This window comes from Corynebacterium sp. MSK071 (assembly GCF_030232125.1).
In the GTDB taxonomy this organism is placed as follows: domain Bacteria; phylum Actinomycetota; class Actinomycetes; order Mycobacteriales; family Mycobacteriaceae; genus Corynebacterium; species Corynebacterium kefirresidentii.
This window is the reverse complement of the sequence record NZ_JASPJA010000010.1, coordinates 85,278-101,057: the sequence shown is the minus strand read 5'-3', so window position 1 is coordinate 101,057 and position 15,780 is coordinate 85,278. Positions and strand designations below refer to the sequence as shown.

Annotated in this window: 15 protein-coding genes and 1 tRNA gene; 7 read left to right on the top strand and 9 right to left on the bottom strand. The window is 61.9% G+C overall.

Translation table 11 applies throughout. From position 1 onward, the window contains the following. Positions 1–116: 116 nt before the first annotated feature. Together QP990_RS09465 and QP990_RS09460 are read right to left on the bottom strand one after the other, a co-directional pair. Positions 117–198: transfer RNA gene (locus QP990_RS09465), tRNA-Tyr, on the bottom strand. 106 nt (positions 199–304) lie between these two features. Continuing rightward, positions 305–1,309, bottom strand: coding sequence for a polyprenyl synthetase family protein (locus QP990_RS09460; protein WP_023020514.1), 1,005 nt, complete (start codon positions 1,307–1,309; stop codon positions 305–307). 98 nt (positions 1,310–1,407) lie between these two features. Between QP990_RS09460 and QP990_RS09455 the strand changes: the two genes are divergently transcribed. Continuing rightward, complete coding sequence (locus tag QP990_RS09455; RefSeq protein ID WP_023020513.1) at positions 1,408–2,673, top strand: geranylgeranyl reductase family protein; 1,266 nt, start codon at positions 1,408–1,410, stop codon at positions 2,671–2,673. Between the two features lie 44 nt (positions 2,674–2,717). Here the strand turns inward: QP990_RS09455 and QP990_RS09450 are convergent, their stop codons facing one another. The 6 genes from QP990_RS09450 to QP990_RS09425 all read right to left on the bottom strand — a co-directional run bounded on the left by QP990_RS09450 (position 2,718) and on the right by QP990_RS09425 (position 10,057). After that, on the bottom strand, positions 2,718–3,407 hold the full coding sequence (locus QP990_RS09450) for a demethylmenaquinone methyltransferase (protein ID WP_023020512.1): 690 nt from the start codon (positions 3,405–3,407) through the stop codon (positions 2,718–2,720). A gap of 11 nt (positions 3,408–3,418) precedes the next feature. Continuing rightward, positions 3,419–4,618: a glycosyltransferase family 1 protein gene (locus tag QP990_RS09445; protein WP_023020511.1), complete on the bottom strand. Its 1,200-nt coding sequence runs from the start codon at positions 4,616–4,618 to the stop codon at positions 3,419–3,421. Between the two features lie 60 nt (positions 4,619–4,678). Continuing rightward, positions 4,679–5,149 carry a DUF3592 domain-containing protein gene (locus QP990_RS09440; protein WP_023027803.1) on the bottom strand — a complete coding sequence of 157 codons (471 nt, stop codon included), beginning with the start codon at positions 5,147–5,149 and terminating at the stop codon, positions 4,679–4,681. Next, entirely contained in the window at positions 5,150–6,772 is a 1,623-nt protein-coding gene (gene menD / locus QP990_RS09435) for a 2-succinyl-5-enolpyruvyl-6-hydroxy-3-cyclohexene-1-carboxylic-acid synthase (protein WP_034656216.1), read from the bottom strand. A gap of 57 nt (positions 6,773–6,829) precedes the next feature. Beyond that, entirely contained in the window at positions 6,830–7,576 is a 747-nt protein-coding gene (locus tag QP990_RS09430; protein WP_023020508.1) for a hypothetical protein, read from the bottom strand. Between the two features lie 78 nt (positions 7,577–7,654). Further along, positions 7,655–10,057: an excinuclease ABC subunit UvrA gene (locus QP990_RS09425; protein WP_034655717.1), complete on the bottom strand. Its 2,403-nt coding sequence runs from the start codon at positions 10,055–10,057 to the stop codon at positions 7,655–7,657. Positions 10,058–10,255: 198 nt separating this feature from the next. Here QP990_RS09425 and QP990_RS09420 point away from each other — a divergent pair, with 198 nt between their 5' ends. Continuing rightward, a complete protein-coding gene (locus QP990_RS09420; RefSeq protein ID WP_023020506.1) occupies positions 10,256–11,167 on the top strand; it encodes a hypothetical protein in 912 nt (303 codons plus the stop codon). A gap of 3 nt (positions 11,168–11,170) precedes the next feature. On the opposite strand, the gene QP990_RS09415 is transcribed toward QP990_RS09420, so the two are convergent. Further along, complete coding sequence (locus QP990_RS09415; protein ID WP_023020505.1) at positions 11,171–12,196, bottom strand: o-succinylbenzoate synthase; 1,026 nt, start codon at positions 12,194–12,196, stop codon at positions 11,171–11,173. Between the two features lie 75 nt (positions 12,197–12,271). Between QP990_RS09415 and QP990_RS09410 the strand changes: the two genes are divergently transcribed. The 5 genes from QP990_RS09410 (at position 12,272) to QP990_RS09390 (ending at position 15,776) form a co-directional block, all read left to right on the top strand. Next, positions 12,272–12,733, top strand: coding sequence for a DIP1984 family protein (locus tag QP990_RS09410; RefSeq protein ID WP_023020504.1), 462 nt, complete (start codon positions 12,272–12,274; stop codon positions 12,731–12,733). A gap of 293 nt (positions 12,734–13,026) precedes the next feature. Further along, positions 13,027–13,995 carry a 1,4-dihydroxy-2-naphthoyl-CoA synthase gene (locus QP990_RS09405; RefSeq protein ID WP_034656212.1) on the top strand — a complete coding sequence of 323 codons (969 nt, stop codon included), beginning with the start codon at positions 13,027–13,029 and terminating at the stop codon, positions 13,993–13,995. 15 nt (positions 13,996–14,010) lie between these two features. Continuing rightward, positions 14,011–14,160, top strand: a complete 150-nt coding sequence (locus QP990_RS09400) for a hypothetical protein (protein WP_005322953.1) — start codon at positions 14,011–14,013, stop codon at positions 14,158–14,160. Between the two features lie 91 nt (positions 14,161–14,251). Further along, the gene (locus QP990_RS09395) at positions 14,252–14,440 is read left to right on the top strand and encodes a hypothetical protein (protein WP_005322954.1); all 189 of its coding nucleotides are present in this window, start codon (positions 14,252–14,254) and stop codon (positions 14,438–14,440) included. Positions 14,441–14,609: 169 nt separating this feature from the next. Then, positions 14,610–15,776 carry a metal ABC transporter substrate-binding protein gene (locus QP990_RS09390; protein WP_023020502.1) on the top strand — a complete coding sequence of 389 codons (1,167 nt, stop codon included), beginning with the start codon at positions 14,610–14,612 and terminating at the stop codon, positions 15,774–15,776. The last annotated feature ends 4 nt before the right edge of the window (positions 15,777–15,780 follow it).

The window sequence follows — 15,780 nt, the reverse complement described above, 5'->3', positions numbered from 1 at the left end:
ACTCAATCGGCATTCAAAAAGGCCAAATCTAACCCCCGCGACACGCCGAGCCAGACACACATTTTGACCCTTAACCCACGAAACCCCGCAAGCATCTGCTTGCGGGGTTCATTCTGTGCCAGGTAGAAGATTCGAACTTCTGAAGGCAATGCCGGCGGATTTACAGTCCGCTCCCTTTGGCCGCTCGGGCAACCTGGCATGCACTGTGTGGTGCGAGTAAGTACTTTACTACGAACCACCCACCTACCTACAAATCGCCAGCACATAAGGGGAAAAGACGATAGAGGAGGGCGTCGCCAAGCAGCTAGCCAACGCGGCGCACAGTGTAATCCGCCAATTGGCGCAGGGCCTGGCTGGCCGAATTCTCCGGCAGCACGGCGAGCTGCTCCTCTACCACGCGCAAGTAGGCAGTGATGTCCTCCAGCGCCTTCTGTCGGCCGCCAGATTGGTGCAGGAGCTCAATGGCACGCTCCACCTCGGCGTCGGAATGCAGCGGCCCAGTGAGCAGCTCACGCAGCTTATCGCCCACCTCACCCTCTTCTTCCAAGGCATAGAGAACCGGCAAGGTAAATACGCCCTCACGCAGGTCCGTGCCCGGGGTCTTGCCGGATTCCTTAGGGTCGGAGAAGATGTCGATGACATCGTCCACAATCTGGAAGATCATGCCGATGGCACCACCAATGCGGTGCAGGGCTGCGGCATGCTCGGCCGAGGCACCGGAGTGATAGGCGCCCAAGTAGCCCGCAGAGGCAATGAGCACGGCGGTCTTTTCGCGGATAACCGCCGTATAGTGCTCCACGGCATTAGCCTCGCCCGCGCCGATGGTCTCGCGCATCTGGCCGGTAACCAGCTCTTCAAAGGTATCGGCAAAGTGGCCTACGGTGTGGGTATCCAGCTCGCTCATCAGGCGGGAGGCATGCGCCAAGAGCGCATCGCCGGCGAGGATGGCCACGGAATTATTCCACCGCGAATTCGCGGATTCCACGCCCCTACGGCGGTCTGCCTCATCCATGACATCGTCATGATAAAGAGTGGCCACGTGCACCATCTCCACGACGGTGGCGGCCTTAACAACCTCTTCGCAGCCCGGACGCGAACCATACTCGGAGGCCAATAGCGCCATCATAGGGCGAAAGCGCTTGCCACCGGCCTTGGACAGGTGGCTGACCTTATCCTTTAAGAAGTCCTGGCCGCGGTCGATTTCACTGCGCAGCTTGTCTTCTACTGCTTCCATGCCCGCACCAATGCGCTCGTTGAGCTGCGGATCACCAAGATCCACGTGCGTGGCATGCGATTGACCGTGAGTCATTAAATAGTGTTCCTTGCAACTAAAAGCCAGAGATAATCGATTACCTACCGTAGTCCAATCCGCGCCCCTAAACACACTCGAGGGGGCGAACTCATGCAATGATAGTCCTCATGTCGGAGCAGATCGATTCCCAAACCTATGTCGAGGTCGCCATCATTGGCGCTGGACCTGCCGGAGCCGCCGCCGCGATTCACGCCGCACGCGCGGGCTTTGACACCCTCCTTATTGATTCCGCGACGTTTCCCCGCGAGAAAACCTGCGGTGACGGGCTCACCCCACGCGCGATGCATCAGCTCGACGAGCTGGGCCTTAAGGTCAACGCCTCCTACCGCAATCGCGGCCTGAAGCTGCACGGATACGGCGGCGATATTACCGCGCCGTGGCCGAAGACCTACCCTTCCCAGGTGGGTACGGCCCTGCCACGCTATCGCTTTGATGCCCTGCTTGTCGACGCCGCCGTAGACGCCGGCGCCACCCTTATCACCGGCACCCCCGCTACCGATCCCATGCTCGAAGGAAACCGCGTGACGTCTTTCCGCGTGGGCGAAGCCACCGTACACGCCACGTGGGTCATTGTGGCCGATGGCGTGCGCTCTACCTTTGGCAAGAAACTTGGCCGCACCTGGCACCGCGAGGAAGTCTATGGAATCGCCGCACGCTCCTATGCTTCCTCCGCACATGCCGATGAACCCTGGATGCACTCCCACGTGGAGCTCAAGGACGAAGACGGCGAGGTGCAGCCGGGCTACGGGTGGATCTTCCCGCTCGGCCTTGAGCTCGGCCAGGTCAACATCGGCCTTGGCGCGCTCTCGACCGCGCAGCGCCCCGCCAAGATCAACACCAAGAAGCTACTCGAGTTCTACGCCGCCCAGCAGCGCCCCGAGTGGGGCCTAGGGGGGATTGAACACGTCACCTCTGCCCTACTGCCCATGGGCGGCGCGGTATCCAACGTGGCCGGTGCCAATTGGATGCTCATCGGCGATGCCGCCGCCTGCATCAACCCCCTCAACGGCGAAGGCATCGATTATGGCTTGGAGACTGCCGCGCTTGCCGTGGATCTACTCGGCCCAAAGGATTTCACCCTCGCCTGGCCAGCCGTCCTGCGCGAACACTACGGCGAATCCTTCCTCCTCGCCCGCACGGCCGCGCGCCTTTTGACCTACCCGCAGTTCCTCCCGATTGCCGGTCCGCTGGCCCTGCGCGGGCCCATCGGCCGCATGCTCATGCCGGCCGCCGCACGCCTGATGGGCAATCTCATCACTGACGACGACCGCGACCTCATCGCGCGCACCTGGCGCGCTGCTGGCCGCACCGTATCGTCTCTCCGCCGCGATACTCCCCTGTGGGATTCCACCGCGGCTTAGTCCCCGTCCCCCTCATGTCTCTAGGCGCGGGCCCAGGCCCGCACCTAGGCGGGCTTGACCGCCGAGTGCAGCGCCACGATGCCAAAGGTAAGGTTCTGCCAACCAGCCTCGGCCCAGCCATTGCGATTGATAGCCGCCGCGAGCTCCTCTTGCCCCGGCCATGCACGAATGGACTCCGCGAGGTAGATATAGGCATCCGGATTAGAAGAAACCACGCGCGCCACCGGCGGCAACAGGCGCATTAAGTATTCCTTGTACACGGTGCCAAAAATCGGCACCACCGGGGTGGAAAATTCCGCCACCGCTAGACGCCCGCCCGGCTTGGTCACGCGCGCCATTTCACGCAGCCCGAGCTCAAAGTCGTGGATATTGCGCAGTCCATAAGAGATGGTCACCGCATCAAAAGTATTATCCGCAAACGGCAGCTTCATGCCATCGCCGGCCACCTTGGGTACGTCACGCTCACGGCCAGCGGCCAACATCCCGCGGGAGAAATCGCACGCCACGCACCACGCACCGGACTTGGACAATTCCACGGTGGATACGGCGGTGCCGGCCGCAAGATCGAGGACCTTCTCCCCCGGCTGTAGGTTTAGTCGCTCGCGGGTGCGCTTGCGCCAGTGCGCGTCCTGCCCGAAGGACAAGACGGTATTAGTGAGGTCGTACTTCTCGCCCACGGCGTCAAACATGCGCGCCACATCGAAGGGCTTTTTATCCAGATCTGCCTTAGACACAAATGATCAGTTTAGGCCACGCGGGCGCCGAGGGCACGAGCCGCCCACCGCGGCAGCGCCGGGCGCTGCCCCAAAATGGTCAGGGGCACCCGGCGGGTATCCTCCAGCACCTCTTCGTAATAGCCCACGAGCTGCTCGCACAGCGCCTTCCACGTCTTGGAAGAAATGGACTCGCGGGCATTATCGCGCATCTCCTGATGGATCTCTGGGTTGAGCAGCGCATCCACCGCATTGGGGAGGTCTTCCACAAAGGTCTTCACGTCCAACAAAAGCCCGTTATAGCCCTCCTCAATGAGGTCTACCGGACCACCGGCACGCGGCCCAATGGTAGGCACGCCGGAGGCCTGCGCCTCCTGAATGGACTGGCAGAAGGTCTCAAACTCACCGGCGTGGACAAAAACATCCAAAGAGGCATAGGCCGCGGCAAGTTCTTCGCCAGACAGAGCGCCAGTAAACACGGCCCCAGGAAGCTGGGCTTCCAATAATGGCCGCTCCGGCCCATCGCCCACGATGACCAGCTGGATATCTTCGCGTCCATTGAGCGCCGATAACCGGTGCACCCCCTTTTCCGCAGCCAAACGCCCAACGAAGCCGACGATATTCTTCGTGCCGCTCGGCTCCCAGCTGCGGCGCAGCTCAGCAGAGCGCTTGGATGGGTGGAAAAGCTCCGCATTCACGCCGCGTCCCCAATGGCGCACGTTTTTGATGTGGTGCTTTTCCAGATCCCGGATGGTCAGAGAAGACGGTGCCAGGGTCATCTGGCAGGAGTTGTGGATGGTGCGCAGCCACTCCCAGACGCCATAGGCCAGCGCGGAAGCATGGTATTTGGTGGCGAATCCGGCGACGTCAGTCTGGTACAGCGCCACGGCCGGCACGCGTTGCTGACGGGCGGAGAAGGCACCTGCCGCGCCGAGTACGAAGGGGCTGGCTAGGTGGATGATATCCGGCTTGAAATCACGCAGCGCCTCATCCACCGCCGTTGTAGGAACTCCCACCGGAAGCGAATCCACCAGCGGCACGCGCACGGTGGGCACGCGGTAGATGGGGAATCCGAGGTAGTCCGGAATTTCCTCTTGGCCTTCGCGGGCGCCCGGCGCGATAACAATGGCCTCCTGCCCCGTCTCGTGCAGATGCTCCAAAACGCGCAGCACTGAGTTGGTCACACCATTGACATTGGGAAGGAAGGATTCAGCCACGATCGCAACACGCATGCCACCATAATGACCTATTTTCTTAAGTTAATGGTGAAGCTAGTGGAAAATCTTGGTTAATTATTTCTCCGCACGGCGGGTAAAGAAGCTAATCAGCTTCCACAAAGCGGCCGCAATAAGTGTAGCCACCACCCCTACCGAAGCCGCTGGGATGATAGCCAGCGTCCACTTACGGCCTTCTACCTTGACCAGATCAGGGTCATCGAGGGCGTATTGCACCCACACCTGCTGCCCCTCACCCAGGCCGCTGGGATAAAGCAGCCCGTGCTTCGGGGTGTGGTAAATCCCCTCACTGTCTTGGAAATCCACCGTGGTGCGCAGCATTCCCACGTCTTTGACCGTGGCCAGAGCACGCGCGGGGTGGGCGGCGATGGCGTGATCATTAAGCGCCGGTCCGATGACCATGCCTACCACACCCACGAGTGCGGCCAGATACAACGCCAGCGTCAGCTGGTGCAGGCGGCGACGATAGACCGCAGCCGTATAGCGCGGCACCACGGCTGCGTGCGGTTTATGCTGCGGCGAAGCCACTTACTGGCCCACCTTTGCGGTCAACTTCTCAGTGAGCGCCCGGCGCGTGGCACGGGTGGTCTTTGCTTCCACGATGGTGATACCGGTGGAGTATTCCTTAAGTTCCGCCAGCGTATCCAGCAGCTCCTGCGGGGTAGTGACCTCGCGGTAGTCTGCCTCGTAGGCTTCTGCCAGCTTGCCGACGTCCACCCCATGCGGCGTCCCAAACGCCGGCTCGAATGACGCGCGCAGCGCATCGGCCCCCTGCTCAAGGGTCTCAAAGATGCCGCCACCATTGTCATTGGCTACGACGATGGTGAGGTTTTCCGGACGCGGTTGGTCTTCCGGGATGAGTAGGCTATTCGCATCATGCAAGAAGGTGACATCGCCCATCAGCGCCATAACGCGTGGGGCACGCCAATTGGTGGGATCCAGCGATTGTGTGGCCAAGGAAATGCCGATGGCCTGGGCGATGGTTCCGTCAATACCGGCCGCCCCGCGCGGCGAGTACGTATCGACACCGTCGAAGGGCAGGCCCACTAATGCAGCATCGCGCACCGGGTTCGAGGCGCCAAGGACCAGGGTGTCGTTGACGGAGAGCGTATCGCCCACCGCGGCCGCCACGTGCAGCCCGGTAAATCCTAGGTCTTCGTCCTCAAGAGTCTCGCGCACGGCTTGCCCCGCCATGTCGGTAGCACCCTCGCAAATCTTCATCCACTCGCGGCTCGGCTCGCCGGTGACCTTGACAGTGGTGCCCAACCGAGCATCGTTGCCGCGCTGATTGGTGAAGTCCTTGGTGCGCGAGAGCACCACCAGATCAATATCCGGATCATTCATCAGCGCCAAAACGCTGCGGTGCAGCGTCGGGTGCCCGACGACGATGACCTGTTCCACCTTGGTATTGACCACATAATCATTCGCGGAGACCTGCGCCTTGCGGAAGATATGCGCCGTCGCCGGATGTACCGGATGGTACGGGCCCGGCGCGCTTGGCTCTGCGATGGTCGGCACGTCTTCTAAGCCTTCTACCTCCCAGGCTTCATCACCGGCAATGACCAGTGTGTTCTTGCTCAAGTCCACGGCTACTTCGCCGTGGTCCACAAAGGCCGGTGCTGGCTCGCGCACGCCGTCGCCGGAGGTACGGGCGGGCAAGGCGGCGTCGACAAGCGGGGCATCAAAGGCCACATTGATGTGTACTTGCAGGTCTGTGCGGAAGCGCTGGGACATCGCCTCCAGATCATCTGCGCTGGTGACCTGGGTGGTTTTCGCGTATACGCCGAAGATGCCCTGTTGTTCGATGGTTTGGGAGGCACCCGTGCCTACCAGACGCTCTGGCCGGTCGGCGCTAATGATGGCCAGCGGCGTATGGGAATAATGTGCCTCCACCACGGCCGGCAGGGTATTGGCCACGGCAGTTCCCGAGGTCATCACCACGCCCACGTGGCGGCGCTGCACTCGCGCCATGCCTAGGGCGGTAAACGCGCCTCCGCGCTCATCGAGGCGGGTGTGAACGCGGATATCATCACGTGCTAAAAGCGCCAACGACAGCGGCGCGTTGCGCGAACCAGGGCACAAGACGACATCCGTGAGGTGGCGCGCCAGTTGGGTGGCTACCTTCTCAGCCAACTGCATCGATTCATTCATGCCGCCCGATTTTACCTGCCCGCGCGCCATTTCCCTTACCGGGCAGGTGCCTGGCGCTTAGTTCTGAGTGCCTTGCTGGTCGGCCGGCTCCCCGCCGCCGCCCAAGAGATCATTGAGGAGGCCCTCGACGTCCACGTCGCCGCCCCTATCCAACTGGTCTTGCACCTCTGGCGGTAGTTCGGTCGGAATATCGGAGGGCAGCTCGTTTTGGAAATCCGGCAGCTTCGGCAGCTTATTGGAATTTTCATCCTGCGTATCCGGCTCATTTGTCTGCGTCACGGTAGTGGGAACCTGCGTGGTCAGTGTCTCCGTCACCGGCTCTGGTTCCGGCTTATCTGCCTCGTCCGCGGCATTGCGCCACAGGAAAAACAGCACAGCCGCGGCAAGCACTGCCAGCACCGCAATAGCCGCAAAGACGCCGACCATAGCGCCGCCTCCGCCGCCCTTCTTCTTGCGCTTTTCCGGCTGGTCCGGATCATAGTTCGACGGCACCGGTTCGTACTCGGGCTGCTGCGCGTATTGCTGGCCATATGCCTGCCCGGCCGGCTGCTGATAGTTCTGGCCGTAGCTTTGCTGCTGACCGTAGCCCTGCTGATAGCCAGCGGCCGCATCAAATTGACGAGTCTCATTCTGCGTCTGCTGCTCGCCTGGGAAGTACTGCTTGGGGTACTCGCGGCGCGCTTGGTCGCGGCTGGGGCCTGCGGCATTATCGGGCACGCGGCCAATCTGGCGCGTGGCATCATCCGCCGGGCTGGACCAGCTGCGGGTTTCATTATTATCGCCATGAGGGCCTTTAGTAGTCATACCCTCTACCTCTACCCCATTTTGCTGTGAGATCCCAGAGAGGTCTCCCACAGCTAACGGGTAGCTAAGGCTCGCCGCTTAATGCGCTCGGCGTGCACTCAAGGCGCGGCCCGTGGCGGTATCCTCTGCGGCAACCTGCGCCGGGGTGGCATCCGCGATGATGCGGCCGCCATCTTCGCCAGCGCCCGGGCCCATCTCAATGATGCGGTCCGCATTCGCCATGACCGAAAGATCATGCTCGACGACGATCACCGTATATCCAGCATCCGCCAGCTTATGCAGCTCGGTATTGAGCAGGTCGATATCGGCTGGGTGCAGGCCCGTGGTGGGCTCATCGAGCAGGTAGACCGTGTGGCCGCGGCGAGAATTGCGAGAGCGCTGCAGTTCCGTGGCGAGCTTGATGCGCTGGGCCTCTCCGCCGGACAGCTCCGGTGCACCTTGACCCAAGCGGAGATAACCCAGGCCGACGGCCTGCAGTGTGGCGATGGCGCGGTAAATCTTTTCCTCTTCGGCGAATACCTCTGCGGCTTCGTCGACGGTGAGCTCCAAGATATCCGCGATGGTGCGACCCTGCCAGGTCACCTCAAGAGTCTCGTCGTTGAAGCGGGCGCCGCCGCACTCTGGGCAGGTGGTATACGAGCCTGGCAAAAAGACCAGCTCCACTTCGATTTTGCCCGCGCCGCCACAGGTGGGGCACTGGCCTTGCTTCACGTTGTAGGAAAAGCGCGAGACCGTCCACTTGCGCTGCTTGGCCTCGTCGGTGGAGGCGAAGAGCTTGCGGACGTTATCGAAAAGACCGGTATAGGTTGCCAGCGTGGAGCGCGGGGTGCGGCCGATGGGCTTTTGGGTAATCTGCACGACGCGCTTGACTCGGTCAAAACCTTCCGTGCTCTCTACCGACCAGCCCTTCTCCTCGGTCTCTTCTTCATCGGAGACGGCCGTAGCGGATTGGCGCAGCAGGCCGGCAAGTACCGTACTGACCAGAGTGGACTTACCGGAACCGGATACTCCAGCGACCGCCGTGAATTGGCCGAGACCAAAATCTACATCGAGGTTGTCGATGCTGCGGGCTTTGATGCCGCGAAGGGTGAGGTGGGAAGAGGGGGTACGGGGGTCGTCGGCAAGCGCGAGCGTGCGATTAGCCAAGGCACGGGCGGTGGGGGTGTCCGCGTCGTAGTCCGCGACTGGACCCGAATAAACGACGTTACCGCCGCGCTCGCCGGCCAGCGGGCCGACGTCAACGAGCCAGTCCGCCTGCGCGACCAAATCCATGTCATGCTCTACCAAGAGCACAGAATTGCCGGCCGCGATGAAGCGGCGGCACATGTCCATCACGGCATCGCGCTCATCTGGGTGCAGGCCGGCCGAGGGCTCATCGAGCACATAGGCCACGCCAAAGAGACCGGAGCGCAGCTGCGCCGCCAGTCGGATACGCTGCATCTCGCCGCCAGATAGGCTCTGCGTTGGCCGATCCAGGCTTAGATGCGCCAGGCCGAGCTCGAGCGCCGAGGTCAAGGCAGGAAGAATCTGTTTGAGCAATAAGTCCTCGGCCGAATTCTCCTCCGGATTCTGCTTGCTGAGCACCGCGTGGACCCTATCGAGCGGCAGCGCGCCCAGCTCATCAATGGGCATGCCCGCATAAGCCACCTTCAGCGCGGCTGGGTTGAGACGGCGGCCTCCGCAGGTTTCGCACTCGCGCGATTCCATATAGGACAGGGTGCGCTTGCGCAGGGTATCCGATTGGGTCTCTGCCAGCGTCTTCTTCAGGTAGCTGGCCACCGAACGCCACGTGCCCTCATAATTGCGCTGAATCTGGTCCTTGCCGCGCAGGGGCTTGACCGTGACTACTGGGCGCTCCTCGGTAAAGAGAATCCAGTCGCGGTCTTTCTGTGGCAGCTCTTGCCAGGGCGAATCCAGGTCATAGCCTAGGTTCATCAGGATGTCGTGGAAATTCTTGCCGGCCCAAGCGCCCGGCCAGGCTTGGATGGCGCCTTCCTCGATGGAAAGGGTGGGATCCGGGACCATCGAGTCCTCGGTCGGCTCATGCACCACACCCGTGCCGTGGCACTGCGGGCACATTCCCTCAGGCGTATTGGGCGAGAAGGAATCGGAGTATAGGCCCTCCGGGTTATCCCCAGCGCGCGAATAGAGCAGGCGCACGCTATTGGAGAGTGCGGAGACTGTGCCGACCGTGGAGCGCGCCCCGCCGCCGGAGTTCGATTGCTGCAGCGCGACCGTCGGCGGCAGGCCCTCTACCTGGCTGACCTGCGGGTCGACGGCCGAGCTAATGAGGCGGCGTGCGAAGGGGGCTACCGATTCAAGGTAGCGACGCTGGCCTTCGCCGTGAATCGTGCCGAAAGCAAGCGAAGACTTGCCAGAGCCGGACACCCCAGTGACAGCGACGAGTTTGCCACGGGGCATATCGACGTCGACGTTGCGCAGGTTGTGCAGGTGGGCATCGCGGACCTTGATAGTAGACATGTCCTCTAGCGTACGCACAGGTGGCGGGCTGGGCAGCGACCTCTATCTTGGCTTTCCGCCGCTGATCGCGCACCGATCGCGATTTTCGTCCATCTAAACCAGGGATTTCGTCGACGGTTTAAGCGGTTTGTATGGACGAAAGTCGTGATCCCAGCAGTTCCGCGGAACCGAATCCTCAGCGCAGCAGTCTAAAAGGCTATGTACACACGAAAAGACCTGTTCGAAAAAGGAATGACTCAATATCGAATTGAAAAGGAGGTGGCAGAGGGCAGACTCCTCCGGCTTAGGCGCAATTGTTACGTCCCGGCGGAGGCAGAGGCGAAAGATAAGCTCAACGCGGTGGCACAGCTTTATCCGGACGCGGTGTTTTCAGGGACAGCGGCTCTCGCGGCCTATGGCTTATGCGAAGTACGCCTGCCGGCGGTGATCCGGGTGGATAATAATAGCCGGATGCGGGCGGATGATCTGGTGCATATGGTGAGGTCGCGACCGGTGCCGGCGAATCGAGTGAGGGGCGTAAAGATGGCGTTGCCGGCGCAGGCGGTAGCAGATGCATTGAGCTTTGAGCACTGCAGCAAGTGGCTGCTGAAGGATGCGCTGGCGCAGGCGTATCGCGGGCTCAACGGAAGGGGGAGGTTCGCGGCCGATTTAGAGCTGGTGATCAGTAAGAAAAGGGACGCGGTGCGCGAGTTGGCGGAGCAGGCGCCGGTGGGGACGGCGTCGAAATGGGAGCAGCGGATGTACCACGAGATGCGGCGGGTGGGGCTCAAGCCGGTGCCAAATTTCCGGCTTGGGCCGTATACCTGGGATTTAGGCTTCGAAGCGGGGACGACGGTGGTGGACTTGGACTCGCTTTATTATCACGCGCCGGAGAATAATCACCGGGAATTCCTCATCGGGACGTGGAAGACCAATCACGCGGTGCAGCACGGATGGGCGCCGCTGAAGTTTACGGATGAGTGCACCGACTACCACCTCAAACTAGTGGTGGAGACGGTGCAGGAAACGGTGGCGCATCGGCGCAGCGTGCGCGGGCTAAAGAGCAGTCCGCAAAAGGTGCGGCGGGCGTTGGTGACTCCGGCATGGCGGTTTCACCAAAGCTTGCTCTAGGGCCTAGTCAGACAGGTGCGGCCAACAGGCGCGAAGGCGGTCGAACCACCAGTCGCGGCGGTCGGCGGGGGCGGCGAGTGCGGCGAGGCGGTCTGGGTCGGGGGCGAGGATATCGGCGGGAAGGTGGCCATCGATAAGCGGGCGCGGGGCGGTGACGTCCTCTTCAAAAAGGGAGCCGGTGGCAAGGCCGGCGGCGGCCGGGGTGACGTCGATGTCCTCGTCGTCGTAGATGCGCGGGAGGGCGGCGACGGCCGCCAAGCCCATATTGATGCCAATGGAGGTATCCAGCGCGGAGGCCACCGTGATATCCATATGGCGCTGGCGCAGGTGCTGGGCCACCTCGAGGACGCGGCGCACGCCGCCAAGCGGGGCGGGCTTGACCACGGCGACATCCGCGGCCTGCAATTCGGCCACGCGATAAGGGTCCGCAACCTTACGAATGGATTCATCGGCGGCAACGCGTACAAAGAGGCCGGCGCGCATAAGGCGGCCGCGGACCTGGGCGAGCTCCTCGGTGGTGGCGCACGGCTGCTCCATATAGTCCAGCGGCATCATCATCTGCGCGGCCTCGACCGCCTCATCGACGGTCCAGCCGCCGTTGGCATCCACGCGAAGGATGGGGATATCGCCGCGTTGGGTGACGGCGTCGCGGACGGCGCGGACGCGAGCGGCGTCGTCGGCAAGCGTGTGCCCCTTCTCCGCCACCTTGATTTTGAAGGTGCGGCAGCCGGGGTAGCGCTCCACCACGGCCGGGACTTCGCTGGCGGGTACGGCTGGGATGGTGGCGTTGACCTCGATGGAATCGCGCACCGGCTCCGGGAAGCCCTCGTAGGCGGCCTCGAGCCCGGCGCGCAGCCAGGCGGCGGACTCGGCCGGGCCATACTCTAGGAAGGGCGCGAACTCGCCCCAGCCGGCCGGGCCCTCGATGAGCAGGGCCTCCCTCGTGGTGATGCCGCGGAAACGCACGGCAAGCGGGAGGGAGACTACGTGGGCGCGGTCGAGAACGTCATCGATATGCATGGTCTTCATGGTAGCGCCCGCCGGCCATTGACCTCTCCCCCGCTCTGCGCTATTTTGAGAACCTATACCAATAAAGGAGGAATTATGCTGCTAGCTGAGGCATTAGCGGAGCGCGCCCAGGCACAGGAGCGCCTCAATAGCCTGCACGAGCGGCTGCTCACCGTGGCCCGCGTGCAGGAGGGCGATACCCCGGATGAGGATCCGCAGGAGCTGCTGCGTGAGCTCGACGGCGTGGCCGGGCGCATCGATGAGCTGGTGCAGGCCATCAATGCGACGAATATCGCCACCGCCTTTGATGAGAAGAGGAACTTGATGGAAGCCCTCGCGCTTCGCGACGGCCTCTTGCGCAAGCGCCGCATCTACCACGACCTAGCGCAGCGGGCGGGCACGCGCTCGGATCGCTATTCCCGCACCGAGATCAAGTTTGTCTCTACCATCCCGGTGGCGGAGCTGCGCAAGCGCGTCGATGATTTGTCTAAGCAGTACCGTGAGCTGGATACCCGCATCCAGCAGCTGAACTGGAATACCGAACTGAAAAACGGATAGTCATATCGCGCGCTGCTCAAAGCGCGCGATGGTAGCCCACACACCTGCAGCGAGCAGGCCCCCACCCTGGAGGGGAAAATCCTGGGACACTGGCCCCCTTTAGCGCTTTAAGGGGCGGGGAGTTCGAGTCTCCCCATGGCATGGAGTACCGCGCTGGTATGGCGTACACGGGTATTATGCGGGGCAACAACCTCGCAGTATCGCGTATTGATTATTACCGGCCTGCTGGGCAGCGTGTGTGGGTGAGGGTTGGGAATGGGGACTATTCTTCTTTTGCCACTAAGCTGGCCATCATGAGCGAGCAGAAAAAATACAGCACCGATAATCCGTTCCGTCCGGAATTATGGCATGCCGTAGAAGGTTTTGAGGACCTGACGGATATCACCTATCACCGGCTCAACGGCGAGGGCCGCAAGAACGGCATCGTGCGCATCGCCTTCGACCGCCCGGAGGTGCGCAATGCGTTTCGCCCGCATACCGTAGACGAGCTCTACCGCGCCCTCGACCACGCCCGCCGCACGCCGGATGTGGGCACGATTTTGCTCACCGGCAATGGCCCTTCCGAAAAGGATGGCGGCTGGGCGTTTTGTTCCGGCGGCGACCAGCGCATTCGCGGCCGCTCCGGGTACCGCTACGCCACCGAGCACGCCCATGATGACGCCACCGCGGATGAATCCACCGTGGACACCGCCCGCGAGAAGGTGGAAGGCGGCCGCCTACATATCCTCGAGGTCCAACGCCTTATCCGCACCATGCCCAAGGTGGTTATCGCCGTGGTCAATGGTTGGGCGGCCGGCGGCGGACACTCGCTGCACGTGGTCTGCGATATGACGGTCGCCTCCCGCCAGGAGGCGCGCTTCAAGCAGACGGACGCGGACGTGGGTTCCTTCGATGCCGGCTATGGTTCGGCCTACCTAGCTAAGATGGTGGGCCAGAAATTCGCCCGCGAGATCTTCTTCTTGGGTCGCACCTATGATGCCCAGCGGATGTATGAGATGGGCGCGGTCAATGAGGTTGTCGATCACGCCGACTTGGAAGACGCCGCAATCCAGATGGGCCGCGAAATCAACGGCAAGTCCCCAACAGCCCAGCGCATGCTGAAGTTCGCTTTCAACCTGACCGATGACGGCCTCATGGGCCAGCAGGTCTTCGCCGGCGAGGCGACCCGCCTGGCGTACATGACCGACGAGGCCGTCGAGGGCAAAGAAGCATTCCTCGAAAAGCGCGACCCGCAGTGGGAGCAGTTCCCGTATTACTACTAGCCAGGAGTTAGCACGATGTGGATTTTCGCCATCGGCTTGGCCACACTTGCACTGGCGGGCGTCATCGTCTCGCGAGTGTGGATGCTCAAGCGTATCAAGGATGCGCAGGACAGCGGGGAGCGTCCCTTCGATCAGGAGGACACCCCGCGCAATCCATACATGTAGCGGAGTAAATGGCGTGGGACGCCCTCGGACCGGAGTGAGACATCTCAAGCAATTGTGGACATGCCCATAGTTAATACTTAAAGTGTCGAACATGAAACTCTGCAACTCATTCGTCATGCTCGCAGCACGCGTCGCCCTGGGCGTAATTCTCATCGCCCAGGGCTGGCAAAAGTTCTCCGAATGGACCGTCGCCGTCGCGGGCCTGATGCTCGCCGCCGGCCCCGGCATACGCTCCCTGGATCAGCTCCCCTTCAGCAAAAAGGCAAAAGTAGCCAAATAAGGCCACCGCTTCCTAGCCTCTCACTTCACTCATTGAAGTGAGAGGCATTTTTAAATTTTGGCAGCTTAAGGAAGAGATAGGACCACCTAAGTTCATTACGTTGAACAATCTAGTTCAAGGGTGCTAGTGTTTGTTGAGTTCACTTCTCCTAATACAAAGGAAGTTCATTATGAACTCAAATCACAGCACCCCACGCCGGCCCCTACAGCGCATTCTCGCAGGCACCTGCGCCCTCGCACTCGGCGCCAGCCTCGCCGCTTGCAGCGCCTCGAAGGAATCCATCGACGCTGCAAAGCCGAAGGACGGCGACACCGTCAAGGCCGTGGCCACGACTACCCAGATCTGCGACTACCTCACCCAGATAGCCGCCGGCGGCGTCAAGCTCCACAAGGTCGACTCCCAAGGTGCAGAGACCACCTCCGGCGAGGGCCCAGTGACCCTCGACCTCACCTGTTTGCTCGCCCCCAACGCCAGCGCCCACGAGCACGAGATGACCCCACAGCAGATGCAGGCGCTCTCCCAGGCCGACTACATGTTCGTCAACGGAGTCGACCTCGAGCACTTCCTCGACCAAGCCGTGGACTCCTCCGGCTTCCACGGCGTCATGGCCGTGACCTCGGGCGTCAAGAGCGAAGGTATGGGCGATGGCAACGGCAAGTACACCATCGACGAGGGCATCGAGCACGTGAGCCCGCGCCCGTGGCCTTTCCCGGGGGAGGACGGCGAGGCCCCAGAATTCAAGTACGACCCGCACGTGTGGACCTCCCCGAAGCAGGCCAAGATTCAGGTCGACAACATCGTCAACACGTTGTCCCAGGCCTCCCCGCAGGCCAAGGACGCCTTCACCGCCGCCGGCAAGAAGTACACCGACCAGTTGGAGGACCTCGACAAGTGGGCCAGCGATTCCATGTCCGCAGTTCCTGAGCAAGACCGCGTGCTCTTCTCTTCCCACGACGCCTTCGGCTACTTCTCTAACGAGTATGGCGTGAAATTCATCGGCTCCGCACTGTCTGACTTCAACCACCAGCAGGACGCCACCTCGAGCCACATCGATGAGCAGGTAAAGAAGGTCCGCGAGTCCGGCGCCAAGGCCATCTTTGCGGAGAATTCCAACAACTCGAAGTCCATCGAGGCCATCGCCCGCGCCGCAGGCGTCAAGGCGGTTACATCCGACGACGCTTTGTACGGCGACTCGCTAGGTGTGCCAGGCAGTGAGGGCGAGACCTACATCGGATCCATCGTCCACAACATCAACACCCTGGTCAGCGCCTGGGACTCCAAGCAGCAACCGTTGCCAGAATCGCTGCAGGAATTCGACTTCGCCAAGCGAAAGTAGCTCT

What these genes read in the sequence shown, in the direction of transcription:
- QP990_RS09460 (WP_023020514.1), bottom strand. Translation starts at nt 1,309, where the DNA reads ATGACTCACGGTCAATCGCATGCCACGCACGTGGATCTTGGTGATCCG.
- QP990_RS09455 (WP_023020513.1), top strand. Translation starts at nt 1,408, where the DNA reads ATGATAGTCCTCATGTCGGAGCAGATCGATTCCCAAACCTATGTCGAG.
- QP990_RS09445 (WP_023020511.1), bottom strand. Translation starts at nt 4,618, where the DNA reads ATGCGTGTTGCGATCGTGGCTGAATCCTTCCTTCCCAATGTCAATGGT.
- menD (WP_034656216.1), bottom strand. Translation starts at nt 6,772, where the DNA reads ATGAATGAATCGATGCAGTTGGCTGAGAAGGTAGCCACCCAACTGGCG.
- QP990_RS09430 (WP_023020508.1), bottom strand. Translation starts at nt 7,576, where the DNA reads ATGACTACTAAAGGCCCTCATGGCGATAATAATGAAACCCGCAGCTGG.
- QP990_RS09425 (WP_034655717.1), bottom strand. Translation starts at nt 10,057, where the DNA reads ATGTCTACTATCAAGGTCCGCGATGCCCACCTGCACAACCTGCGCAAC.
- QP990_RS09420 (WP_023020506.1), top strand. Translation starts at nt 10,256, where the DNA reads ATGTACACACGAAAAGACCTGTTCGAAAAAGGAATGACTCAATATCGA.
- QP990_RS09415 (WP_023020505.1), bottom strand. Translation starts at nt 12,196, where the DNA reads ATGAAGACCATGCATATCGATGACGTTCTCGACCGCGCCCACGTAGTC.
- QP990_RS09410 (WP_023020504.1), top strand. Translation starts at nt 12,272, where the DNA reads ATGCTGCTAGCTGAGGCATTAGCGGAGCGCGCCCAGGCACAGGAGCGC.
- QP990_RS09405 (WP_034656212.1), top strand. Translation starts at nt 13,027, where the DNA reads ATGAGCGAGCAGAAAAAATACAGCACCGATAATCCGTTCCGTCCGGAA.
- QP990_RS09400 (WP_005322953.1), top strand. Translation starts at nt 14,011, where the DNA reads ATGTGGATTTTCGCCATCGGCTTGGCCACACTTGCACTGGCGGGCGTC.
- QP990_RS09395 (WP_005322954.1), top strand. Translation starts at nt 14,252, where the DNA reads ATGAAACTCTGCAACTCATTCGTCATGCTCGCAGCACGCGTCGCCCTG.
- QP990_RS09390 (WP_023020502.1), top strand. Translation starts at nt 14,610, where the DNA reads ATGAACTCAAATCACAGCACCCCACGCCGGCCCCTACAGCGCATTCTC.